This is a genomic window from Helicobacter sp. MIT 21-1697, assembly GCF_026241255.1.
Classification (GTDB): Bacteria; Campylobacterota; Campylobacteria; order Campylobacterales; family Helicobacteraceae; genus Helicobacter_C.
Genome location: NZ_JAPHNC010000013.1, coordinates 1 through 24,505 on the forward strand (window position 1 = coordinate 1; position 24,505 = coordinate 24,505).

General features: G+C 37.4%; 25 protein-coding genes and 1 pseudogene. 14 read left to right on the top strand and 12 right to left on the bottom strand.

Features of this window, described 5'->3' with window-relative positions:
- Positions 1-37: 37 nt before the first annotated feature.
- The 7 genes from OQH61_RS08920 to OQH61_RS08950 are packed head-to-tail and all read right to left on the bottom strand — an operon-like array spanning position 38 to position 5,982.
- Positions 38-649: a ComF family protein gene (locus OQH61_RS08920; protein WP_266027082.1), complete on the bottom strand. Its 612-nt coding sequence runs from the start codon at positions 647-649 to the stop codon at positions 38-40.
- 34 nt (positions 650-683) lie between these two features.
- Positions 684-1,265: a dTMP kinase gene (tmk, locus tag OQH61_RS08925; RefSeq protein WP_266027083.1), complete on the bottom strand. Its 582-nt coding sequence runs from the start codon at positions 1,263-1,265 to the stop codon at positions 684-686.
- Positions 1,265-1,762, bottom strand: a complete 498-nt coding sequence (gene coaD, locus OQH61_RS08930; protein ID WP_266027084.1) for a pantetheine-phosphate adenylyltransferase — start codon at positions 1,760-1,762, stop codon at positions 1,265-1,267. Before coaD ends, tmk begins: the two co-directional genes overlap by 1 nt.
- Entirely contained in the window at positions 1,759-2,355 is a 597-nt protein-coding gene (locus OQH61_RS08935) for a UbiX family flavin prenyltransferase (protein WP_266027085.1), read from the bottom strand. Before OQH61_RS08935 ends, coaD begins: the two co-directional genes overlap by 4 nt.
- Before the next feature lie 56 nt (positions 2,356-2,411).
- On the bottom strand, positions 2,412-3,338 hold the full coding sequence (flgA, locus tag OQH61_RS08940) for a flagellar basal body P-ring formation chaperone FlgA (protein ID WP_266027086.1): 927 nt from the start codon (positions 3,336-3,338) through the stop codon (positions 2,412-2,414).
- Between the two features lie 26 nt (positions 3,339-3,364).
- Positions 3,365-5,479, bottom strand: coding sequence for an ATP-dependent helicase (locus tag OQH61_RS08945; protein ID WP_266027087.1), 2,115 nt, complete (start codon positions 5,477-5,479; stop codon positions 3,365-3,367).
- A gap of 2 nt (positions 5,480-5,481) precedes the next feature.
- A complete protein-coding gene (locus OQH61_RS08950) occupies positions 5,482-5,982 on the bottom strand; it encodes a DUF2147 domain-containing protein (protein WP_266027088.1) in 501 nt (166 codons plus the stop codon).
- A gap of 153 nt (positions 5,983-6,135) precedes the next feature.
- On the opposite strand from OQH61_RS08950, the gene OQH61_RS08955 reads away from it, so the two are divergent.
- Genes OQH61_RS08955 through OQH61_RS08965 form a run of 3 tightly spaced genes read left to right on the top strand, consistent with a single transcriptional unit; the run spans position 6,136 to position 7,987 of the window.
- Complete coding sequence (locus tag OQH61_RS08955; protein ID WP_266027089.1) at positions 6,136-6,813, top strand: hypothetical protein; 678 nt, start codon at positions 6,136-6,138, stop codon at positions 6,811-6,813.
- 11 nt (positions 6,814-6,824) lie between these two features.
- Positions 6,825-7,439 carry an orotate phosphoribosyltransferase gene (gene pyrE, locus OQH61_RS08960; protein ID WP_266027090.1) on the top strand — a complete coding sequence of 205 codons (615 nt, stop codon included), beginning with the start codon at positions 6,825-6,827 and terminating at the stop codon, positions 7,437-7,439.
- A gap of 5 nt (positions 7,440-7,444) precedes the next feature.
- On the top strand, positions 7,445-7,987 hold the full coding sequence (locus OQH61_RS08965; RefSeq protein WP_266027091.1) for an RDD family protein: 543 nt from the start codon (positions 7,445-7,447) through the stop codon (positions 7,985-7,987).
- On the opposite strand, the gene purB is transcribed toward OQH61_RS08965, so the two are convergent.
- Entirely contained in the window at positions 7,977-9,308 is a 1,332-nt protein-coding gene (gene purB, locus OQH61_RS08970; protein WP_266027092.1) for an adenylosuccinate lyase, read from the bottom strand. The two genes, OQH61_RS08965 and purB, sit on opposite strands and share 11 nt — an antisense overlap.
- A gap of 161 nt (positions 9,309-9,469) precedes the next feature.
- Here purB and OQH61_RS08975 point away from each other — a divergent pair, with 161 nt between their 5' ends.
- Positions 9,470-10,255, top strand: coding sequence for a carbon-nitrogen hydrolase family protein (locus OQH61_RS08975; protein WP_266027093.1), 786 nt, complete (start codon positions 9,470-9,472; stop codon positions 10,253-10,255).
- On the opposite strand, the gene recJ is transcribed toward OQH61_RS08975, so the two are convergent.
- Both recJ and pyrG read right to left on the bottom strand, forming a co-directional pair.
- Positions 10,233-11,795 carry a single-stranded-DNA-specific exonuclease RecJ gene (recJ, locus tag OQH61_RS08980; protein WP_266027094.1) on the bottom strand — a complete coding sequence of 521 codons (1,563 nt, stop codon included), beginning with the start codon at positions 11,793-11,795 and terminating at the stop codon, positions 10,233-10,235. The two genes, OQH61_RS08975 and recJ, sit on opposite strands and share 23 nt — an antisense overlap.
- A 20-nt stretch (positions 11,796-11,815) precedes the next feature.
- Positions 11,816-13,438: a glutamine hydrolyzing CTP synthase gene (pyrG, locus tag OQH61_RS08985; RefSeq protein ID WP_266027095.1), complete on the bottom strand. Its 1,623-nt coding sequence runs from the start codon at positions 13,436-13,438 to the stop codon at positions 11,816-11,818.
- 133 nt (positions 13,439-13,571) lie between these two features.
- On the opposite strand from pyrG, the gene OQH61_RS08990 reads away from it, so the two are divergent.
- Both OQH61_RS08990 and prmC read left to right on the top strand, forming a co-directional pair.
- Complete coding sequence (locus tag OQH61_RS08990; RefSeq protein WP_266027096.1) at positions 13,572-14,804, top strand: M48 family metallopeptidase; 1,233 nt, start codon at positions 13,572-13,574, stop codon at positions 14,802-14,804.
- Positions 14,788-15,627 (top strand): peptide chain release factor N(5)-glutamine methyltransferase, encoded by an 840-nt coding sequence (gene prmC, locus OQH61_RS08995; protein ID WP_266027097.1) that lies wholly within the window; start codon positions 14,788-14,790, stop codon positions 15,625-15,627. The genes OQH61_RS08990 and prmC overlap by 17 nt, the downstream gene beginning before the upstream one ends.
- Here prmC and OQH61_RS09000 read toward each other — a convergent pair.
- Both OQH61_RS09000 and rpe read right to left on the bottom strand, forming a co-directional pair.
- Entirely contained in the window at positions 15,612-16,406 is a 795-nt protein-coding gene (locus tag OQH61_RS09000; protein WP_266027098.1) for a 3'-5' exonuclease, read from the bottom strand. The genes prmC and OQH61_RS09000 overlap by 16 nt on opposite strands.
- A 5-nt stretch (positions 16,407-16,411) precedes the next feature.
- Positions 16,412-17,062, bottom strand: coding sequence for a ribulose-phosphate 3-epimerase (gene rpe, locus OQH61_RS09005; RefSeq protein ID WP_266027099.1), 651 nt, complete (start codon positions 17,060-17,062; stop codon positions 16,412-16,414).
- A 79-nt stretch (positions 17,063-17,141) separates the two neighbouring features.
- On the opposite strand from rpe, the gene OQH61_RS09010 reads away from it, so the two are divergent.
- The 8 genes and pseudogenes from OQH61_RS09010 to OQH61_RS09045 form a co-directional block, all read left to right on the top strand.
- Positions 17,142-17,837 (top strand): hypothetical protein, encoded by a 696-nt coding sequence (locus OQH61_RS09010; protein WP_266027100.1) that lies wholly within the window; start codon positions 17,142-17,144, stop codon positions 17,835-17,837.
- A gap of 50 nt (positions 17,838-17,887) precedes the next feature.
- Positions 17,888-18,724, top strand: coding sequence for a class 1 fructose-bisphosphatase (locus tag OQH61_RS09015; RefSeq protein ID WP_266027106.1), 837 nt, complete (start codon positions 17,888-17,890; stop codon positions 18,722-18,724).
- Positions 18,717-18,917: a hypothetical protein gene (locus OQH61_RS09020; RefSeq protein ID WP_266027101.1), complete on the top strand. Its 201-nt coding sequence runs from the start codon at positions 18,717-18,719 to the stop codon at positions 18,915-18,917. Before OQH61_RS09015 ends, OQH61_RS09020 begins: the two co-directional genes overlap by 8 nt.
- A gap of 20 nt (positions 18,918-18,937) precedes the next feature.
- The gene (gene metG / locus OQH61_RS09025; RefSeq protein WP_266027102.1) at positions 18,938-20,872 is read left to right on the top strand and encodes a methionine--tRNA ligase; all 1,935 of its coding nucleotides are present in this window, start codon (positions 18,938-18,940) and stop codon (positions 20,870-20,872) included.
- 19 nt (positions 20,873-20,891) lie between these two features.
- Positions 20,892-21,935: a hypothetical protein gene (locus OQH61_RS09030; RefSeq protein WP_266027103.1), complete on the top strand. Its 1,044-nt coding sequence runs from the start codon at positions 20,892-20,894 to the stop codon at positions 21,933-21,935.
- Positions 21,913-22,860, top strand: coding sequence for a tRNA 5-methoxyuridine(34)/uridine 5-oxyacetic acid(34) synthase CmoB (gene cmoB, locus OQH61_RS09035; RefSeq protein ID WP_266027104.1), 948 nt, complete (start codon positions 21,913-21,915; stop codon positions 22,858-22,860). The genes OQH61_RS09030 and cmoB overlap by 23 nt, the downstream gene beginning before the upstream one ends.
- A gap of 12 nt (positions 22,861-22,872) precedes the next feature.
- Entirely contained in the window at positions 22,873-23,331 is a 459-nt protein-coding gene (locus tag OQH61_RS09040; protein ID WP_266027105.1) for a PaaI family thioesterase, read from the top strand.
- Positions 23,332-23,425: 94 nt separating this feature from the next.
- Positions 23,426-24,505 (top strand): annotated as a pseudogene (locus OQH61_RS09045) (methyl-accepting chemotaxis protein); the annotation flags it as partial.

Consider the following 24,505-nt stretch of genomic DNA (forward strand, 5'->3'; position numbering starts at 1 on the left):
GCTAAAGTGCAGATTTTAAGAAAATTTGGCTTTTATTTTAATCTTTTGCATCGCATAAAGCCAAACAAAAATGTATCTTAAAGCCTTTCAGAGCGCTTATGGCTTCATTCAAACTCGTTCCGGTAGTGATAATATCATCAAGCAATACACACCCACGAGATTGAATATCAACATTTTGAGCAAAAGAGGGCTTATACATAAAACCTTTAGGATTATCTTGGCGAAAAGCAAGGTTTTTTCCTGCGTATTTAACCTGATTTTGAGCCTTAAGCACTCCAAAATGAGCTTTGAAAATGCCTTTGCTCTCTTTTGAAAATACTTTTGCTATCACGCCTACGTGTGAATATGCACCATAGGGATAATCATCTAAGCCAACAAGCGCAATAGGAAAAGATGAATTTGTAAAACCATAAGAACTAAAATGTGTGAAAAAATATTCTGCAGCCCTTTTGGCAAGAAGACATAGAATCCGAGAGCCCACAAGATGATATTTACTTTGCATAAGAAAAGTTACATCTTCATAGCGATAAAAACTATACACTTTTATAGAATCTTGCAAGATTCTATAACGAGGCGTGAGAGGAATATGTGCAAGGCATTCTTTACAAATAAGGCTAAAACTCCATTTTTCACATACAAGGCATTTCATACATAATTCCAAACCATAAAAACTTCAATCACGCTCAAGCATTCATATGTTCTCTAATTTGGGCACAAATCCTCTCTTTATCCTGTGTAGCATCAAGCACTATATGTCTAAGCTTCATTTGTGTAACGACATTTTTAAAACATTGTTGAATCTCAAGCATATATGGAATACCTCTACTTTCAATATTATCGTGGCTTTTGCTTTCAATCCTTTCTTTCAGGCTTTGTTCATCAAGCTCCAAAATAACCACCAAATCTGGCAACATACCGCGCAAAACAAAATCATTCAAAGCAATGCTTTGTGCCATATCAATACCTTTGGCATACGCTATGCCTGATATAACGCTTCTATCTGAAATAATAAGCTTATCTTTGTGAGGGAGTAAAACTTGAGCATAATGCTGCGCTCTATCGGCAAGAAAAAGCATTAACTCTGCTCGTTCATCAAGTGTAAAATCATATTTTTTAGGTGCAAAAAGCACAAGTTCTCGTATATGTTCGCCTATTATACTTCCACCGGGCTCTTTGGTAAAAATAGCCTGTGGATAATGTGCTTTGAGTAATTGAATCTGTGTGCTTTTACCGCAAGTATCTATGCCTTCAATCGCTACATACATTACACGCCCCTTTTATGTTTGGCATAAAGTGAATAAATAAAATCAGCGACATTTTGTGGCACAAGATGAGAAAATGCCCCATTATGCTCAATGATTGAACGCACCACCGATGAGCTAATAAACGCATTCTCTAAAGTTGGCATAAAATAAATTGTTTCAAGCTCTGGATTCAGCGAAGCATTAGCATAACCTATTTGTAGCTCATATTCAAAATCACTCACAGCGCGCAATCCTCGTATAATCATTCTTGCACCCTTTTGCTTTGCAAAATCTGCAAGAAGCGTGCAAAAGCCCTCAACTTGCACATTTGCTAAACCTTGCGTGCCAAGCTTTAAAATATCAATACGTTCTTGAAGTGAAAACATTGGTCGCTTAGAGTTTGATTGCGCCACAGCAACAATTACATTATCAAAAATTTCCATAGAACGTTTAATAATATCCAAATGCCCATTTGTTACAGGGTCAAAAGTGCCCGGATAAATGGCTAATGTTCTCATTCAATCCCCTTTGTATCATATTTCCAACGTTGATAAAGCATATTTTCTATACACAGCGCATCAAACCACTTTCCTACAAAAAACCGCTCCATAGATTCTAAATCATTTGGCTTGGCATAATACCCCACACTCGGAGGGGCAATTATCACTCCAAGCAAAGAAAGCTTACTCATCTGCTCTAGTGCAATAGGGCTTAAGGGCATTTCGCGAGGTGCTAAAAGTAATTTTCGTCTCTCTTTAAGCATTACTGATGCACATCGCGAAATCAGCTCATCACACAATCCATTAGCTATTTTAGCAAGAATATTCATACTTGTTGGCACAATCGCCATTGCATCAATACCAAAGCTCCCTGAAGCTATCGGGCTATCCATTTGGTTTTCATTATAAATACAAAACCCTCTTTTATCCTTAAGTGCGAGAAGCTGTTGTGTAAAATTATCATCAATCTCGTGTTTTGCAACATCTTTTGCACCCTCACTGACAACCACAAATAACTCAATAGAATCTGGCACATATTCAATAAACTTTAAGCCTAAATGCACGCCACTCGCTCCTCCTATGGCAACTACAAGTTTCTTTATCGCTCTCATATACTCTCCTTAATCCCTTACCACTCATCATACCATATCATTCATACACTTATGACTTATAAAATCTCACCCTTGCCCTCATCAGTAATCTTTACGCGTATAATTTTTCCGCTGTTTGGATTTTGAGCGTTAATAATCTCATTATACACAGCATTTTGCCTTGCTACAAGCACAATTTCAGTTACAATACCACCTTCACGACTAAAAACACGAATCTTTTCTCCCTTTTTTACAATGATTCTGGGCTTGATTTTATCTTTTGTAATAGCTGTATCTGCACGAATATAACTCTTTGCGCCACTATTATAAAGCTCTTGTGCGCTCATATATTCTGCACCCACTCGTTCAAAAGCGATACGCTCTGTGCGCGTATTTTGTGGCGTTAAAGTATCATTAACATTAATATTTTGTGTGCTTTTAAGCACTTCAAGTACCCCTTCAAGTGTATAAGCAAAAGTGATTTTTTTAATATGTGAATGCTCTCCTGTGCGATATTTCATTACAAAAGTGCCGCTATTTTTTTTTAATGCAGGAGGTGCTAGTTCATACTCAAGCAATTCATATTGCTGTGGTAATACGCCTATTGGACGCACGAGCAGCTTTTTTATCTCAAGAGTTTTGCCATAATGTTGAATATACATTTTCTGTATAAATTCCAATGCCTTATCTTCACGCATATCACTTATAAAATTAAATTCTACAAATTCACTCTCAAAAGAGCTAATCTCATATCCATAACGCGCAAAAATGAGCTTTATATCCACACTTTTGAGCTTAAGGGTGAATTTATCAGGAGGCAAAGTAGCAATTTTAAAGCGCCTATCTATTTGAGGAAATATATCTGTTGAATAAATACTACTTTTATTCACTTGATAACTTTTTTGCAAAAAAAGCTTAGATGAAGGGATAGAAATATCATCTGCTGCCCTGCTTACATTTATGCTACTCATCAAAATAACAAGAAAAAGAAAAAAATGTTTCATTTTTGCACTCCCTTTACTTTTATTCTTTACTCAAGCACTTTTTGCACAAATGGAGCTAAAATCGCGCGCCTTAGTCCTGCAAAGTTGATTGTAAGCTGACATTGGCTTCCCTTGCCTTTTACAGATTCTATTACACCTATACCAAAGAGTTTATGTTGCACTTTCATACCTTTGCTAAATATCACTTCTTCTTGCACACCTTGAAACTTCTCGCGCAAAGGGAGTGTGGAATCATATACACCCAATAATCCACTCTCTCTTAAGAAACGCGATTGTTCAAGCCATTCTCTTTTACCTCTATGCAATCTGCTTTTTGCTGAACATAGTGTAAGAAAATCTTTTGCCCTTGTGATAGCCACATAACCTAATCGCCTCTCTTCTTGTATTTCATCTTCATCATTCCACAAAGGAAAAAACCCTTCCTCAAAGCCAATCACATATACATACTTAAACTCTAATCCTTTAGCCATATGTATGCTCATACAACTCACGCATTCTCCTATGGGTTCATCAGTAGGACTTGCTAAAGCAATATCATTTAAAAAATCTTCAACTTGATTGCTTGGATTGACAATAGCATAATCACGAAACATACCATAAAATTCCTCAATATTCCCCTTTCTATCCACCTCATCAAGCCTACTAAATGTAAATACAATATGCTCTTGCATATCCTCAATCACATCTGCTAAATCTGTATATCCTCGCCACCGCTCAATATTTTGAGCCAGCTCTAAAAGCGCATTATATGCCTTTTCTCCAAGTGCTTCTTGACTCTGTTGTGGATATTGAATAATGCTTGAGAGGCAAGAGATGTCTAAATCTTGCGCAAGTTGTTCTAATTTGAGCTGCGTAACCTTGCCAATCCCTCGTCTAGGGCGATTAATAATGCGCAAAAATGAATAATCATCATTAGGATTGACAATTAATCGCAGATAACAAAGTAAATCTTTAATTTCTGCTCGTTCATAAAAACGCACTGCCCCGACAAGTTTATAGGGAATCTTAGCACGATTAAATCCCTCCTCAACACTGCGTGAAAGTGCATTTACACGAAACAAAACTGCGATTTCGCTAGGACTAACCCCTTCAGAGAAAAGCGTTGCAATATCTTTAGCAAGAAATGCCGCTTCTGTGCTTTCGTTTTCATTTTCTATTACCCTTACATCTGCTCCTGCACCTTTCATACTCTTTAAATTTTTACCTAAACGCTTACTATTATGTGAGATAAGTGCATTTGCAGCATTGAGAATCTGCTCACTTGAGCGGTAATTTTCCTCTAATTTCACCACCTTTACCTCATCAAACTCATTAGGGAATCTTAAAATATTATTCACATCTGCCCCACGCCACCCATAAATACTTTGGTCATCATCACCCACAACACAAAGATTCTTATGAGAAAAACATAAGCGTTTAAGGATTTTATATTGAATCTCATTGGTATCTTGGTATTCATCAACCATAATATACTGATATTGCTCGCTCATTTGCATTGCTATATCTTCATCTTGAAGTAAAATCGCATAAGTAAGATAAAGCAAATCATCAAAATCAAGTAAATTTTTGTTGAGTAAATAATCCTCATATTCCCCATAGATTCTATTCATTAGCTTATATTCCTCACTATGAGCATAAGCTTGTGCTTCCTTTGGAGAAAGAAAAGCGTTTTTCATATTTGAAATATAATAATCAAGCTGCGAAATAGGACGAATCTTACAAAGGGATTTTAAAAGAGCGCGTTTATCATCAGCATCAAGCACAACAAAATTTGCTTTTCTACCAAGTTTGGCAATATGCAAACGCAAAAAAATCAACCCAAAACGATGAAAAGTGCATAAAAGCGGTGGAGATTCATAGGTATTATGCAAAAGTGCTAAGGCTCTCGCTCTCATTTCCTGTGCAGCCTTATTAGTAAAAGTCAGTGTAAGCGTAGCACTTGGGGGAATCCCAACCTCATCAATAAGATACGCTAAACGCGTTGTAATCGTTTTCGTCTTACCACTTCCTGCTCCTGCAAGAATAAGCATTGCTCCATCAATGTGTTTGACTGCTTGCTTTTGAGCCTCATTAAGCGAAATAATAGCCTGCTCAAGCATTTCTGGAGCAAGTGTTTGAGCAGAGGGTAGAGAGACTGACATAACTATGGTTTTATATCTTTGAGACTTCGTTCTACAACAGAAAAATCTGGCTTTTGAGACAAATAAGGCTTCGCTTCCTCATCGTTTAGCCGCTTCCAAATCTTTGTTTCACCTACAAAACCAGATTTATCAATACTCCCACGCAACTCCAATGTATCACCCTTAAGTGTTACTTTGGCATAATACTCCTTTCCTGCATCAAAATTATATACCTTGCCATTTTTAAACACATCACTCTTACCATCTCTTACAAGATTATAGATAAATACACTCCCCTTATCAAGACGATTTCTAAGAGCTGGATTCTCATTATGAATATCTTTTTTAGGTGGCGCACCATCTACATTGGCAAAACCATAAGCATAGTATTTATTGCCTTTTTTAAAAAACTCTACAATACCTTGCTGCCCTTTTTCACCTTTATGAGTCATATAATAACCCTCTAACTGCGCTCCCTGCACTGCTACACATAGACTAAAAATAATCATCATTTTACAATACATTTTTACTCCTCAATAATGTTTTAAAGCTTTGGCACGAAATTCGCTTTGTTTAAAATTAATTTTGCAAGTATAACAAAATATATTAGAATAGCGCAATTTAAATAAACACTTGCGCGAATTGACATACATAAATACAATGAAAGGTGAGGTACGATGAAATATAGCGCTATATTGCTCGCACTATGTGGCACTCTTATGTATGGAGTGCAAAAAACACCTATACATTATTACTCAAATGATGTCCAACAAAATCAAGCCTTACAAGAAGTTACCAAAACGCGTCAGGACTTGCTCTATGAGGTTGCAGGAGTAAAGTTTCCCAAACAAAAAGACCCGCGTGAAGGCTTATATGCACTTATAAACTTAGGTATAGTTCTCACACCTTCGCTTGGTTCAAGCAGTATGCTTGGGATAGAAACAGGATATGATTTTATATTTGGCAAACACCATTCGTTGCGCATATTTGGTTTTTTTGACCGCACGAATTATGGTGCATTTGGAGATTTAGAATTTGATGTCAATAAGCCCAATACAATGCAAATTTATCGCGGAGGATTCTCTGCCGAATATAGAATCTACGCCACGCGTTACATAGGATTTCGTATGCGGCTTGGCTCATTAGGTTCTTATAGTTTTTCACGTACAGATGGTGCGGCAATTCCTACTCTTACCACGAAGCGCAGCAAATGGTTTTATCCTACTTTCGCTTTTGGACCCATTTTTGTCTATGGCAAACACCACGAGCTTTTTGTAGGCTATGATTTACTTGATTATGAAAAAGAACGTGGTATGAGTGTCAATTATCTTAAATACTCATATAAATTTCATTAAAGGAAGATTCTATGCTTGATATTAAACAACTTTATGTAAATGCGAATGCTTTACTCAAAGGGCATTTTCTCTTAAGTAGCGGCAATCACTCTGACCACTATCTCCAATCGGCACGCGTGTTAGAAAATCCTGCTATCGCCGCCAAACTTGCCAATGCGCTCGCACAACAAATTAAAGAATCTAACATTGAAGTTGAATGTGTATGTTCTCCAGCTCTTGGGGGAATCCTTGCAGGATATGAACTTGCAAGGGCTCTAGGCGTGAGATTTATTTTTACAGAACGTGTAGAGGGACAAATGCAGCTAAGAAGAGGTTTTGAAGTAGCCAAAGATGAAAAAGTGCTTGTATGTGAAGATATTATCACTACCGGTGGTTCAGCTTTAGAATCTGCTCAATGTGTAGAATTTGAGGGTGCAAAAATAGTCGCTTATGCAGGATTAGCCAATCGGGGATTTTGCAAACGCGTAGGCTCAAGTCTCCCTCGCAAAAAAGAAGCGCGATTGCCCCAAGATGTCCCGCTTTTTGCACTTGAAGATTTTGTATTTAATATGTATGAACCACACTCTTGCCCTCTGTGCAATGCAGGAGGACAAAAAGCAATCAAACCCGGCAGTCGTGGTAATTAGATTCTATGGCAGCACACAAGCGTTGGCGCAAAGTAAAATCCGCCCAAAAAGCAACCTCATCAGCACATATTCCACAAGATTCTCAATGGATAAAAATGCATAATTTCTCACTCAAAAAACAATTACAACTTATGCACGCAAGTGAGCGCATAAAGGCATTTATCACCGATATGTTTATGATTAATATGCCTCTTTTGTATCTCACCACTTATGTTTTTTTAGATGGCAAAGAGGCTTTTACACACAATCAAAGTGCTATCTTTGCTTGTGGGATAAGCTATGGATTCATTACTTCACTTTTTTTAGCTCTCTCAACACAAACACCGGGCTACCGATATATGCGCCTTAGGCTTGTGCGAAGTGAATCTTGTGTAGATAAAGTAGGCTTTTTCAGAGCACTGACGCGGTATGTATTATGGGTTGTAGGGACAAGCTTTTTATTTGGCATTCTCATTGGACTATTACGCCGCGATGGCAGATGTCTGCACGATGTGCTGTGCAAAACACAAGTTATCTTATGCGAAGATGATAAGCCTATCACTCCTTAAACACTCGCTTAAAAATCGCATCAACATTTTTTGTGTAATACTCATAGGCAAAGCATTCTTTAATCGCCGCCTCACCAATAAGTCCCACCAATTGGGAATCTGCTAATAAATACTGCAAATAAAGCGACTCGCCCTTTTCATTTACCGCAGCTTTGCCCTCTTGCAAATCTTGCCACACTTTCATCGCATTTCTTTGCACGATTTTATACGCATCTTCGCGGCTCACACCCTTTTTAGGAAGTTCTAGCAAGATTCTTTGTGAAAACACAAGCCCACCGGTTAAATTGAGATTTTTAAGCATATTTTTGGGATACACCACAAGCTTTTCAAGCAAACCTTTAAGGCGTACAAGCATAAAATCAGTCGTGATAAAGCTATCAGGCAAAATAAATCGCTCCACGCTTGAGTGGCTAATGTCTCGCTCGTGCCACAAAGCCACATTTTCCATTGCTGGAATCGCAAAAGAGCGAATCATTCTACAAAGTCCTGTGATATTCTCACTTAGCACAGGATTGCGCTTGTGAGGCATTGCACTGCTACCCTTTTGCCCTTTGTCAAAGTATTCCTCTGCCTCATAGACTTCGGTGCGTTGCAAATGCCGAATCTCTACTGCGATTTTCTCACAACTACTTGCCATTAGGGCTAAATCACTCATCAATCGTGCATATCTATCGCGCTGAATCACTTGATTACTCACAGGTGCGGCTTTCAATCCTAAATCTTTACACACAAGCTCTTCTAGCTCCATAGGCGTATGCGCTAGATTCCCCATTGCTCCGCTTAACTGCCCGACAGAAATCACTTCCAAAGTAGATTCCAAAGCCTTTAAATGTCTGCCTAGCTCATCATACCAAATCGCCAACACAAGCCCAAAAGTGATTGGTTCGCCGTGAATCCCGTGAGAGCGTCCTACCATAAGCGTGTCTTTGTGTTCCATTGCCCTTTTTTTAATCACTTCACGCACCTGTTTTATATCCTCTAAAATAATCTTTAGAGAATCTCGCATTTGCAACGCCACAGCAGTGTCAATGCAATCACTTGAAGTAATCCCATAATGCACCCAGCGACTCTCCTCACCCAAAGATTCCGCTACACTTGTGGTAAAAGCGATTAAATCGTGCTTCGTAACTGCCTCAATCTCATCAATTCTAGCAATATCAAATTGCGCATTCTTGCAAATCTTTTCACAATCACTATCGGGGATTAATCCCAGCTTGTTCCACCCTCGCACCAAAGCTTTTTCCACTTCTAGCCACGCGGAATATTTAGCATTTAAATCCCATAGCCTTTTCATTTCCTCTCGCGCATATCGTTCAATCATATTATCTCCTATGAAATATTCTTTGAAACTCAATTTCTTTGACTGCTCTAGCACCCTTTTTTAGTCGCTTACATTGTGCCATTATAATAAATCTTAGCTTAATATGCTACAATCACGCTTAAGTTTATCCCTATGATTTTCACTTAACTAAGGATACCTAAATGAATGTCGCGCTTTTACAGCTTCCCTCTCTTATGTTTGCAGATACAAAACTTGAAAAATATCTTCAAAAGTGCAAGGAGAAAAAAGTCAAGCTTGTAGCCCTTGGAGAATATGTCCTTCATCCCTTTTTTAAAGAATTTGATAGCATAGATTCTAAAAAAATATCTCTTGCTAACGATACACTTCCCACACTTCATAAACTCTCTAAAAAATACAAACTTGATATTATCGCACCACTGCTTGTAAGAGAGCACAATAAGCTGTATAAAACTATCGCGCTTATCCAAAATGACAAAGCACATATATATCATCAGCAAAAACTCATTGCGTATGAACATTGGAATGAGAAATCTTTTTTTGATAATAAAATACCAAAATCTCCACAAATACCGCTTACTTTTGAAAAAGATGGCTTTAAAATAGGCATTGTTGCGGGTTTTGAAATACATTTTGATGAAATATGGCTCAAACTCAAAAAAGCACAAGTAGATGTAGTATTCTTGCTGTGTAGCAATACTTTTAACTCTAAAACACGATGGCGCAATCTCTGTCAAATGCGTGCTTTTCTCAACTCTATGGTTATCTTGCGCGTTAATCGTGTTGGAGAGATGTATTATGAGCAAACGCTGTGGAGATTCTATGGGGATAGCCTTTTTATCAACGCAAATGGGCATATTGAAGAAAGTTTAGGAGATAAAGAAGAAATGTTGGTTGTTGAACTTGATTTGGCACAAATCCGCCACATACAAAAAGAATGGCAATTTAGGGAAATTGCACAATTTTGAGTTTGACTTTGTTCTTATAATCATCGCGCATAAGCTCAAATTGCACATTACCAATTTGCCCTATTTCACGCATTTGGGGTGCAAAAAACTCTATGGCTTCAAGCAACACACCATTGCTTTTATCGCTCAATATGTAGCTCAAATGCTTTTTATCTTTGCCAAGAGGCTTAAGGGATTGAATACAAAGATTCTCACACAAAAATACAGGCTTTGGATTTCCCTCGCCAAAAGGCTCAAAACGCTCACAAATTGCCAAAAGCTCATCATTAATATTTGCACTCTCAATCACACCAAGTATTGCATTTTCTCCTATCTCATCAAATACAAGAGTAGATTCCAAAGTTTGTATAAATCCCTCTAATTGCTCTAACTGCAGACTTATACCCACTGCGCCACTATGCCCACCAAAACGCAAAAGATACGCGCTTAAAGGCGTAATACTTGCGATGAGATTTGCTCCCCCAAAACTGCGCCCACTCCCTTTAAGCACGCCATTGTTATGGCTGAATACAAACGCACTCTTGCCTTTTTGCTCCGCAAGCGAGGAAGCGACTATGCCGAGCACACCCTCGTGCCAATCCTCACCATAACTCACAACAATATGTTCAGATTCTATCTGTGTCATTTGTGCTAAGGATAGAATCTCATTCTGCACACTTTTACGCTGGATATTAAGCTCTAAAAGTTCATCATAGATTCTAAGCGCATCTGCAAGACTTTGAGCAAGTAAAAAATTCAAAGCCAAATGCGCATTTGCCATACGCCCTGCGCAATTAAGCAATGGCACAATAGAAAATGCAAGATTCTGTGCGCTAATGGCTTTAAGTTTAGAGCGTATCAGCAAAGCAAGAGGGCTTGAAGACTTACAAAGGCTCTCTATACCTTTTTTTACAAGTATGCGATTAATCCCCACAAGCGGCATAACATCTGCAATACTTGCTAAAGCAAGATATTCTAAAAATATGCTCATATCTACACAAGCACCAAGAATCTGCTTTATCGCGGCACAAAAATACCACGCTACGACTGCTCCACAAATTGACTTTTGTATGAAGTTACAATCAGGCAAATAAGGGTCAATAATCACATCAGCTTGAGGCAATGTATCCGTAGGCGTATGATGGTCTGTGATGATAAATATAATATCTCGCTCTTTGCACCACTCTCCTGCACAAAATGCGTTTATACCATTATCTACACTCACCACCACAGAAGCATTATGTGCGTATTTTTCCAAAAGTGCAGCACTCACTCCATAACCATCAACAAAACGATGAGGGATAACAAGCCTAAAATTTTCATAACCTAAAGATTCAAAAAATCGGCACATTACCGCACTTGCACATATTCCATCAGCATCATAATCTCCTACTACAAGAATCTCTTGTCCTTTATTCATACATTCTACCACTTTTTGTGCGCCCTTAAGTGCGTGAGTGAGCGAATCGGGTTTGGGCAAATCACGCAAATTTGCTATACCCTGCTCCAAATCACGCTCTAAGAGAATCTGTAAAAGTGTATCTTTATCAATATGACGCATTATTTCTTAATACCCAATATTTATGTTTTCTTGTGTGCTAAAGTTTCTTTTACAAAAGCTAAAATGACGGGATTAGGGTTTTGCAATCGCGAAGTAAATTCAGGGTGAAACTGCACTCCGACAAACCACGGGTGATTTGCAAGCTCAATAGATTCTATAAGTCCATTACTCTCTCCACTCACAATCATACCATTTTTCTCAAAAAGTGCGCGATAGTGAGGATTTGCTTCATATCTATGGCGATGACGTTCTTTAATAAATGTCTGCCTACCATAAGCCTCATAAAGCTTTGTGCCTTTTTTGATATGGCACTCATATTCGCCCAAACGCATTGTGCCACCCATAGGCGAGGTATGTGTGCGTAGTTGCACTCCACCTTGTGCATCAATAAAATTTTCAATTAAATATATCACAGGCTCTTTTGTTTGTGGATTAAATTCAATGGAGTTTGCCTCACTTAATCCTAGCACATTGCGCGCAAACTCAATGAGTGAGAGCTGCATACCCAAACAAATACCAAGTAATGGAATCTGCTGGATACGCGCATATTTTATCGCTTCTAATTTACCCTCAATACCACGCTCACCAAAGCCTCCGGGTATAAGGATAGAATCTACATCACACAAAAGTGCAAGATTATCTACCAAAGCCTCACTATCAATCCATTTAATATTCACTCGTATATCGGTGTTTGCCCCTGCGTGAATAAGGGATTCTATCAAGGATTTATAGGATTCTTTCAGACTCAAATATTTGCCTACAAAACCAATGGTTATACTTGATTTGGGTGCGATGATTTTTTTTACAAGCATATCCCAATTATCCATCTTAGGCTTCAATTCACCTAGCTCCAAATACCTTGCAATCGGAGTGAGTATGCCTTCTTCTAAGAAATTAAGAGGGCATTTGTAAATACTTTGTGTATCTTGAGCCACTATCACACTATCATTATCAACATCGCAGCTCAAAGCGAGTTTGCGTTTTAACTCCTTGTCAAGATTTGTTTCACATCGTGCTACAAGAATCTGCGGAGAAATACCAATGCGCCTAAGCTCTTGAACAGAATGTTGTGTAGGCTTTGTTTTTAGCTCTCCTGCTGCTTGGATAAAAGGGATAAGCGTAATATGAATAGAAATAACCTGCTTGCTTCCTAGCTCGTGCTTCATCTGTCGCATAGCTTCAAGATAAGACATACTTTCTATATCGCCAACCGTTCCACCAAGCTCTACAACAAGAAAATCACTCCCTTCTCCTGCAAACTTGATACGAGATTTGATTTCATCAACAATATGTGGCACGATTTGAATCGTTTTGCCCAAATATTTACCTTTACGCTCATTTTCAATCACAGACATATACACTTGCCCTGTGGTAAAATTATTTTTTTTATGAAAATCTTTATTCAAAAACCGCTCATAATGTCCTATATCCAAATCCGTTTCAGCGCCATCACAAGTTACAAAAACTTCTCCGTGTTCTAAAGGACTCATCGTGCCCGGATCGACATTAATATAAGGGTCAATTTTTAAAATTGATACACTATATCCACTCTGTTGGAGCAAAGTCGCAATAGATGAAGAAGTAATGCCCTTTCCAAGGGAACTTAAGACACCTCCTGTTACAAAAATATATTTTACTGCCATTAGCAATCCTTCATAAAATTTGATGTAATCATAATAAATGAGTAGTTAAAAGCTTGTTAATTTACTTTTTTTTGTATTTTATATCTCATAATTATGTTTTTAATAGTTTTTTCTAAATGATAAGGAGCATACATTGTTACATACTCTGATTATTTTTGTTGGCTTGTTTATCTGCGCCTATACCTTGCCAAGCATTATTCTCGCTATTTTACAAATACGTCATATTAAAACTGAATTACAAAAACCTGCTATTTTATTAGAATCTGAAGACTATTACCAAGCAGGAGAGTATGCTATTGCTTCATTACATCTTGATATAATCAATCGTTTTCTTGAAATTATTACTTTTATTCTATGGGTAAGCTTTGGTTTTGGCTTACTTCAAAAACAGCTTCATATACTTATACCAGATTCGTTCAATCCTATATGGCAAAGTGTAGCTTTAGTGCTTAGTTTTATGTTTATAAGCAGCATTATTGAGCTGCCTTTGTCTCTTTATAAGACTTTTGGGCTTGATAAGAAATTTGGATTTTCTAAACAAACACCAAAACTTTTTCTGATTGATTTATATAAACATTTTCTTTTGAGTTTGGTTATTGGCGGTTTGATTGTATTTTTACTTATTTTCATCATTGAAAAAGTTGCATTGTGGTGGATTGTGGGCTTCATTGTGCTGCTAAGCGTAGTTATTTTAGCTAATTTTATCTATCCTACACTCATTGCTCCACTTTTTAATAAATTCACTCCTCTTGATGATGAAAACCTCAAAGCCCGCATAGAATCCTTGCTCAACACCATAGGCTTTAAAAGCAATGGTATTTTTGTTATTGACGCCTCTCGGCGAGATGGACGACTTAATGCCTATTTTGGCGGACTTGGCAAAAATAAAAGAGTGGTGCTTTTTGATACTTTACTTGATAAAATCAGTGCCGATGGGTTAATTGCGATTTTAGGACACGAACTCGGACATTTCAAACATAAAGACATATTTAAAAACATTGCAATTATGGCGTGTGTGCTTTTTATGCTCTTTGTTATTGTGGGGCATTTGCCTCCACAACTTTTTGACGCACTTGGTTTAGCTCATAATGGTGCAGGGATACTTATTGTAATGCTTCTTATTTCGCCTATGATTGGCTTTTGGTTTATGCCTTTAATTGGTTATTTTAGTCGTGAGGCAGAATACGCTGCCGATGAATTTGGGGCAAATCTTTCAAGCAAACATTGCCTTGCTGACGCGCTTGTATGTCTCGTAAATGAAAACAAAAGCTTTCCAAGCTCTCACCCTGCCTATATTTTCTTCTACTATACTCACCCACCACTACTGCAACGACTTAAAGCACTAGATTATGATATGCAGTATTGACACGCTTTTAGAAGATTCTATTTCTCGTCTTTGTCAAGCTGATGCTACTTTTGAACTCAAACCCAGATATGAATCTGAACTCCTCCTCTCATTCCTGCTGGGTGTTCCACGCACCTATCTCCACACTCATAGCACACAAAATATAGAATCTGCTCTTGTGCAAAGATTCTATACGCTTATAAATGAACGCGCAAAGGGCAAACCTATTGAATACATTACACATCAGGCAAATTTTTATGGGAGAAGTTTTTATGTTGATGAACGCGTATTAATCCCGCGCCCCGAAACTGAAATACTTATTGACAAAGCAGATGAAATCATTAAAAAACAAAAATTAGATTCCATAGCAGAGGTAGGAATAGGTTCAGGCATTATCACTACCACACTTGCGCTCCTCCACCCACAATGCCAATTTTTTGCCACAGATATAAGTGAGCAAGCCATTGAAGTAAGCAAACGCAATATCACCACTTATGTGCCAAATGCAAATATTACACTGCAATGTTGCTCCTTACTTCCCTCGCATATAACCCCACAGCTTATTATCTCAAATCCTCCTTACATCAAAGATGATTATCCTATAAGCACACCTCTACGCTATGAGCCCAAAATTGCACTTTTTGCTGGCAAAGATGGCTTAGAGACATTAAAGTCCCTCATTAACGAATGTGCCACTCGTCAAGTATGGTTATTGTGCGAAATGGGCTATGACCAAAAAGCAGCACTAGAGCATATTTTAGAACAAAATGGTGCAAAACATATTTGCTTTTACAAAGATTTAAGTGGCTGGGATAGGGCATTTAGCGCTTATTTTGGTGCATAATAAGGTGTGTTATAATTAAGCTTGAGCCGCCCTTTTGAAAAATCAATCAAATCTTGCATACTTTTGACAAAAGGTGGAAACATCATTGAAGCAATTTCAAAAACTCTAAAACTTGTAAGCGCATCAGCATAGGCACGATGGGCAACTGCTGTGCGTATGCCCAAAAATTCATTTAAAAAGCCAAGAGCATAACGAGGAGAGAGAATCGTTTTTTTAGCAAGCTCAATCGTGCAAAGTTTAGGATTAAGCAGCCCAAACAATCCACATTGACGCAAATGATAATCCACAAAGCCATAATCAAAATTTACATTATGCGCCACAAAAACATCTGCGCCTAAAAATGTCCTAAATTCTCCTAAAACTTCTTTAATGGAAGGTGCATAGGCAATATCCGCTTGGCAAATGCCTGTGAGCTGTGTGATATTTTCTGGCACTTCATCAGCATAAACATAGCTTTCAAATGTATCTATAATCTCCCCACCTTTTATTTTGAGCGCACCAATCTCAATAATTTGACATTGTTGAGGTTTAGCCCCATTGGTTTCAATATCTACAAAAACTAAATTGCCCTTTTGCCATTCTTGATGCTGTGTGCTTAAACTAAAATATAATTCACCATTGTGTTTTTGGATATACAAAGGCGCACCTGAACCTTTAAGTAATTCAAGTTCAGATGCTATATCTGCATACAATCCTCCTATATTTTTTACATAAATATAAAATTGTGCCTCACTCATAGGCTTTTGGCGGAGTTTTTCAAAAAGCTGATGATATGTCATAGATTCTATTTAAGTGCAGCAATAGCTTTAGCATAATCAGTTGAGTTAAAAATAAAACTCCCAGCCACAACCATATCAATCCCAGCAGCCTTTAAATCTGCAATGTTTTTATCACTCACTCCTCCATCAATCTCAAGCAAACAAGAAGGATTAAGCCTATCACGCATTTTCTTAAGATTCTGTAATTTTTTGATACTATGAGGGATAAAACTCTGCCCTCCAAATCCCGGATTCACACTCATAAGCAATATCAAATCAATATCGGGCAAAATATACTCTAAATTTTGCTCACTTGTGTGTGGATTAAGCACCACGCCTGCTTTTACGCCAGATTCTTTAATATGCCAAATCAGGCGGTGTAAGTGCTGTACTTCCTCAATATGCACGCTCATAAATGCAGGTTTTAAAGGCAGAAATAAATCCACAAAAAAGGGAACATTTTTGACCATAAGATGAATATCTAAAGGCTTGCTTGCCCTTTTAGCAATGCTTTGCACAATCATAGGACCCATTGTGAGATTTGGCACAAAATGCCCGTCCATTACATCAATATGCACAAAATCACACCCTGCTTTGCATATATCTTCAACTTCTTGCCCTAATGTTGCAAAATCTGCAGAAAGCATACTCGGGGCTACCAATATGTCTTTACTCATTACTTATCCTTGTGATAGAATCCTCAATATTTTAGCATATATCACTTTAACTCTTGCACTGATTATTTAAGGAGATTCTATGTCTTTATTTTATTCATTACGCCCCTTACTCACTCCTTTTACACCTACACTCATCTATCCCTCACATCATTTACCTAAACCCAAAAGCCCTTTTATACCCTATGGTTTCAATATTTCTATGCAAGAAAGCCAAGAAATTATCGCTCATAAAGAATCTTCCCAAACCAATACACCCAAAGCAATTATTATTTTTGTCGGTGGATTTTGCGATACGATTATGCGTGCAGTGTATAGGGAATTTATCGCCTTTAATGAAACCTCTTGCATAAAGCTCTATGTAAGTTTTAAATGTCAAAAACTTTTTAGCCTGTGGCTACCTACACTTGCAAATATGGGATTACCAATTTTTATTATCGCTCATTCTTGGGGTGCAAGCAATCTCAATAAAGCGCTTCAAACTCATATAGCTGATAATATACATTTGCATTATCTACTCACTCTTGATCCTGTGGGCTATAACACGCCACGCACACGTCCGCTTGGTATTAGAATGTGGGAAAATATTTATATTTCTCATAAAGCACAATACTTGCGCCGCCCTAATGTTATGGCTCTTCTTGGACACGCGTGGAATCACATTGATGTAAGTGATTATAATGCTTCATTATCTAAACCAGCCCATCACGCAAGCATTAATCAAATGATAAATGCTTCACATTTTTACCAAGAGCTTACAAAAATCATCAAATCTTAATCCTAAAATGTTATAATCGCCTCTATAATTATACACGAGGAGAATCTATGATAAGCATCATTATTGACACTTTAAGAGAATCTGCCCTGCATATTGATAGTCTTTTAAAAGATACTTCTACAAGCTATATGCAAAGTATAAATGTAAGTGGTGATACGCAGCTTGAAATTGATGTAAAAGTTGATACTTTCTTAAGTGAAAAATTGCTTAATATCCCCTGTGTAAAGGCTATTTGCAGTGAAGAACAAGAAGAAATGCTCTATTCAGCACACACAAATGCACCTTATATTATCGCTTATGACCCTCTTGATGGTTCTTCATTGATTGATAGCAACCTGAGTATAGGCACAATTTTTGGTATTTATAATGAAGAACTCAATGCAAAAAACCTTATTGCAAGTGGATATATCATCTATGGACCACGTCTTGAAATGATAATAGCTCAAGAGCAGGCTTTGCATTATCGCTATAATGGCAGTATATGGCGCAATCTTGGTGCATTGCAGCTCAATACAAAAGGTAAAATTAACGCACCCGGTGGCACACAAAAGCATTGGGAAAATAAACACAAAGCAATGATAGAATCTCTTTTTGCGCAAGGGTATCGTTTGCGCTATTCAGGGGGTATGGTGCCAGATTTACACCAGATTCTTGTAAAAGGTGGAGGACTTTTTAGTTATCCTGCCACAAGTGATGCGCCCAATGGCAAACTTCGCAAGCTTTTTGAGGTATTTCCCTTTGCATTTGTATATGAAAAAGCCGGAGGATTTGCCATAAATGGAACACAAAGAATCTTAGATCTTGAAGTGGCTCATTTGCACGAGAGCACACCTTGTTTTTTTGGTAGTCAAAGTGAAATCAATCTTGTAAGGGAAGTTTATGAATGAAACTGCAACAGATAAATACACGCAAAATCTCAATGATAAAACTACTATTTTGCAACAATGTCAGCAAAACAAGGGCTATGCCTCTTGCTTAAAATGTGAGCAACTTATAGGTTGTCAAGTGCGGCAAGAATATGTCAAAGCTGTCTATGAGAGTATGTCAAAAGGGCAACACGGAGATTTTGACTTTAATTAATTTTACACAAAGGACAAAAAATGTGCCAAAAGATTCTCATCACCTCCCCCATTTACTATGTAAATGATATTCCCCATATTGGACACGCCTATACCACTATTTTGTGCGATATGCTTAAAAAATTTCATCAATTACAAGGCAATGATGTGAAATTTCTCACAGGCACAGATGAGCACGGACAAAAAATTGAACAATCTGCTAAAAAAAATAATCAGAATCCCCAAAGCTATGCAGATATTATCAGTATGCGATTTAAAAAAATATGGGATAGTTTTGCTTTAGATTATGATATTTTTGTGCGCACCACAGATACTAAACATTGCCTTAGTGTGCAAAAAGCTTTTGAAATAATGTATGCCAAGGGGGATATTTATAAAGGCAGCTATGAGGGGCATTATTGTATTTCGTGTGAGACTTTTTTTACTCAAACACAACTCAGTGCAAACAACACTTGTCCTGATTGTGGCAAACCTACACAAATTGTGCAAGAAGAGAGTTATTTTTTCGCTTTAAGTAAATATCAAGATAAGCTTTTAGAGTGGTATAAATCTCACTCTGATTTTATTTTGCCACAATTTCGCCAAAATGAAGTCATCAAATTTATAAGCGAAGGGCTTAATGACCTCTCTATCACGCGCACAAGCTTTGAGTGGGGTGTGCCTTTACCAGAGCGTTTTACGCACTCTAGTGATAAAAAACACATTGTATATGTGTGGCTTGACGCGCTTTTAAGCTATATAAGTGGGTTAGGCTACGCACAAGACAATGAGAGTGATATGGCATATTGGGATTATGCCCTGCATTTTGTTGGCAAAGACATTTTGCGATTCCACGCAGTATATTGGTTGGCATTTTTAATGAGCCTTGAGCTGCCCTTGCCAAAGCACATTTATGCGCACGGCTGGTGGACAAAAGATGGCGCAAAAATGAGCAAAAGTATAGGCAATGTGATTAATCCAAAAGAAGTTGTAGATGCCTATGGTATAGAATCTTTGCGATATTTCTTGCTAAGAGAAATGCCATTTGGACAAGATGGAGACTTTAGCCAAAAAGCTTTCATTGAGCGCATTAATGCTGAACTGGGTAATGATGTGGGCAATCTGCTTAATCGCCTCATTGGTATGAGTGAGAAATATTTTGCACTTAAAGTAGATTCAACGCAAGTAGAGAAATATTTTGTCTCCGAACTTAATGAATTAAGACACATTATCGCTCAAGCAGTAGAAAAAATGTCCTCTATGCAGCCACATCGCTATATTGAAGAGCTATGGAAAGCTTTTAGTTTAGGCAATAGTGTCATTACTCAATACGAACCTTGGAATCTTATGAAATCTGCACAAACCGATAAAGCAATGGCTCTGCTTGGCTTAATTGCCAATATTTTAGCCCAAAGTAGCCTTTTACTCTATCCAATTATGCCTCAAAGTGCGAGTAAAATTGCTCACGCACTTGATTTTGAAATAAATGCGCAAAATTATGAAAAACTCATCAAGCAAGGACAACTTCTTGATACTTTTAAACTCAATAAAATTCCTCCGCTTTTTCCTCGTATAGAATCTCCACTGCTTGCAGAATCCCCCACAAACACCAAAGAAAATGCTCAAAACAAAAATACATCTGAAAAAATAGGGCTCGTTGATATTAAAGATTTTGGCAAACTTGATATACGCGTAGGAACAATCATAGAATGCACCCCCGTCCCAAAAAGTGAAAAACTCCTCAAATTAATGGTGGATATTGGCGAGTCTCAACCGCGTCAGATTCTTTCAGGCATCGCTCAATACTATACGCCTCAATCCCTTATCAACAAACAAGTATGCCTTATTATCAATCTTAAAGCAGCCAAGCTTATGGGGGAAATCAGTGAGGGAATGATACTTGCTAGTAAAGATACAAACGGCTTGTCTTTGCTTAGTGTAGATAATCCACGAATCAATGGAAGTCCGATAAGTTAAAAATCTTTAAGGAAAAAATGTGAGAGTAAATGAAGTTGTAGAAATCACCAAAGGAAAGCTTCTTACTACACCTTCCATTGCGGAATTTTCGCGTATTATTTGCGATGTGGAACGAGTGCAAAAAGGCGATTTATTCATTGCCAAGGATATTGCTCAAACACCACAGGCTATCGCTATGGGGGCGTATGGTATCATTTGCGCACATATGCCTGATATAGATGATGAGGAATTGGCGTGGATTATGGTAGAGGATTTGCAAGATTGCCTCACGCGCCTTATTCGCTACAAGCTCTTAGCTAAAAATATTGCTACTATCTCCTTAAATCCCATTGAAGAGGCAATAGCCCAAGAAATTATTATTGATGAGCGTACGAAATTTTTTCACAATGATTTGTATGCTTTTATTGAACTCCTCAACAATGAGCAAATCAGTTTTGTATTCACCCATAATGAGCATATTTTAGAAATCAGTTTTGAAGTGATACAAGCTCACAAACCAAAAGAGCGTCCATTTTTAGTCATCTCCCATACGCTCTTTGATAGCACTATTTTTTATCAAAGCACACATTATCGCATCAATCTTCCTAAACTTTTTTTAAATGATTTGGGCGCAGTAGTGAATCTCTGTGAAAATAAAGCCATAGAATACTCCCTCAATCATTTCAAACATATTCCTTTCTTTAAGCCTAACTTTCTCAACGCCTTTGGCAAAGTAATTGATTATGGACAGGCTGCTAAAGTTGCGATTGCAGAAGAAGATATAGAACAATTTAAAAAATATATGGCATATATTGCCAATAATGCCACTTGGGGGAAACTTCTTTTTCTTGTGCCTGATATATATTTAGAACTTTTTAATCAAATTGCCCAAACATTTGCATACAAAACTCAAGAGGAATTATACACCTATATCCATCATAATAATTTTAATTTTGCGCTTATCTTAGGCATTGATGACAACACTCTTGTACATACCCTAAATACCAATCACAAGCAGATTCTAGAACCCAATTTATTTTCAGATATTATGGAAGAAAGATATGCAAGAAAGACTGAGCTCTAATGAGTTTAAAGAATACGCCGAAAAAAAAGCAAAACATATTACCTCTGCTAAAAATATCGCCCCACTTTTAGAACATATTGCATCTCTCCCACACATTCCCTCTCATTTTTATAGTGATAATGGTATCCATATTGTCGCTCAAGATAAAACTTTAGCCCAAAAGCATCATCAAACAATTTATACGCTTGCCACACAGCTTAAGCCGTGGAGAAAAGGACCTTTTTTCTTATTTGATACACATATTGATAGTGAATGGCAAAGCTTTATAAAATGGCAACTCCTTGCTCCGCATTGCAACCTTGAGGGCAAATATATAGCAGATGTTGGCTGCAATAATGGCTATTATATGTTTGAAATGTTCTTACAAGGGGAAAAATTATGCAAAAAAATTATAGGATTTGACCCAAGCGGCATTTTTAAATGTCAATTTGATTTTATTAATCACTTTATCCAAGCTCCTATTACATTTGAATTACTTGGCGTAGAAGATTTATTAGCATATTCTCAAGCACACAATCAACCCTTTGATATAATTTTCTGTCTTGGTGTGCTTTATCATCGCTTTGACCCAATGAATACACTCAAAATCCTCTCTCAATCGCTGCGCAAAGGTGGAGAGTTGATTTTAGATACGCTTATTTATGAAAGCAATGAAGAAATTTGTCTTTGTCCTACACGAAGTTATGCTAAAATGTCAAATGTCTATTTTATCCCAAGTATCTCTACTTTAAAAGGCTGGTGCGAAAGAGCGAATCTTTATGATTTTGAAATCATCAATCTCAAACCCACCACAACACAAGAACAACGTCAAAGTGCTTGGGTAGATTCTCAAAGTTTAGGTGCATTTTTAAATGCTACACAAACACGCACAATAGAGGGGTATCAAGCCCCAGTAAGGGGATATTTCAAACTTAAAAAACGATAAAGGAGCAAATGTATGGACGAAGAACAATTAAATGAAGATAATGGCAATGCCTATACTCCCCTTGAAAAAGATGATTTAGAAGTTTGCAGAAGTATGCCCTCAAATATGAGTGGGGAACTTCTTGAACTTTACCGCAATAAAGCAGTTGTGCGTTTTACTCCAAATGAACGTATGATAATGGACGAAAGCAAAATGATTCACGCAGGATTTGTTTTTAACTCTGCAAGTTTTGCAGCAATGGCAGCTATTAATAAAAGATATAGTGTGCTCATCGCTGCTGATGTGAAATTTCTCGCACCTATTGAATTAGGACACGAAGTCATTTTTAAAGCCGAATCTATCCAAAGTGATACAAAAAAATGTGAAGTTAAAGTAGAGGGTTATCTGCTTGATATTAAAATCTTTGATTCTATTTTCCATATTGCTGTATTTGACAAAAAAATATTCAAACTGCGGTTTAAAGATGAATAACTACCAAAATAAAAAAATTGATAATTGTTAATCGGCGTTTTTTTTTTTTTGTTAGAATTGGCGTTTCATTTTACCAACTTTAAGGGAGAGTTATATGAGTTTTTTTAATCACCTCAAAATTGGCACAAAAATCATTTTTGTTGTCTCCATTATTGTCGCAATTTGTGTAGCGGCTATTATTTTTATTGTCTCATATTCTGCATCAAATACGCTTTCGCACGAAAGTGATAAACTCTTAACAAATACGGCTGCTCGCTATAAAAATCTCATTGCAGGTTCAATCAATGAAATTTTCTCAAGCACAATCTCTGCAGAAGCAGGTATAGGAGCACTACTTGATAAAGGTATTGCGCTTGATGAGGAGCAGCTTACAACTATACTTGAAAAGGTTGTTGATGCTAATCGCTACTCTGCTGGAGGATTTGTCATAATGACAAAAGAATACACTCAAAGTTCTATGAAAAGTTCCTCTGTATTGCCAACGGGCGAATTTGCTATACTTACTCTTGATAACGACACTGCACCCGGAGGCACTTATACACAAACTTTGCCATCTGAACTTACAAAACAAATGCCTGATATTCTTGCTTCTTTACAAAAAGACGAAGTAAGTATGTCTTTGTCATATGAAATTACAATCAATGATAAAAAATATTATATCAAGGCTGCGATTGTTCCAATTATTCGCAAAGGTAAAATAATAGGAGCTATGGCTAATCTTTTTAACTTAGAAATGCTTGATGAACACTTAGCAGACCCAAAATTAAGCGTATTTGAACACGACCAACGTTTTGTTATTGATGATAATGGACGCCTTATCCTCAACAGCGCTACTGACCAACATATGCAAACACGTCTTAAAGACTTGCGTGAAGTAAATGCTCACCCAACTACAAAAGTTATTGTTGATGCGGCTAACCATCGTAAAGATGGTATTTATACCTATACCAATCTTCACGGCAGAAGCTCAAAAACGGCTATTACTTCATTTGAAATTTGGCCCGGCACAGGACAATATTGGACTGTTCTCTCTCTTGCACCCTTTAGTTCAATTGAAAAACCAATCAATACCTTACAAATTGTAATGGCTGTCGCAGGCGTGCTTGCTATCATCGTTATCTCACTTATTGTATTTATTTACATTCGCTCAACTGTTGCGCGTAGAATCCACCAC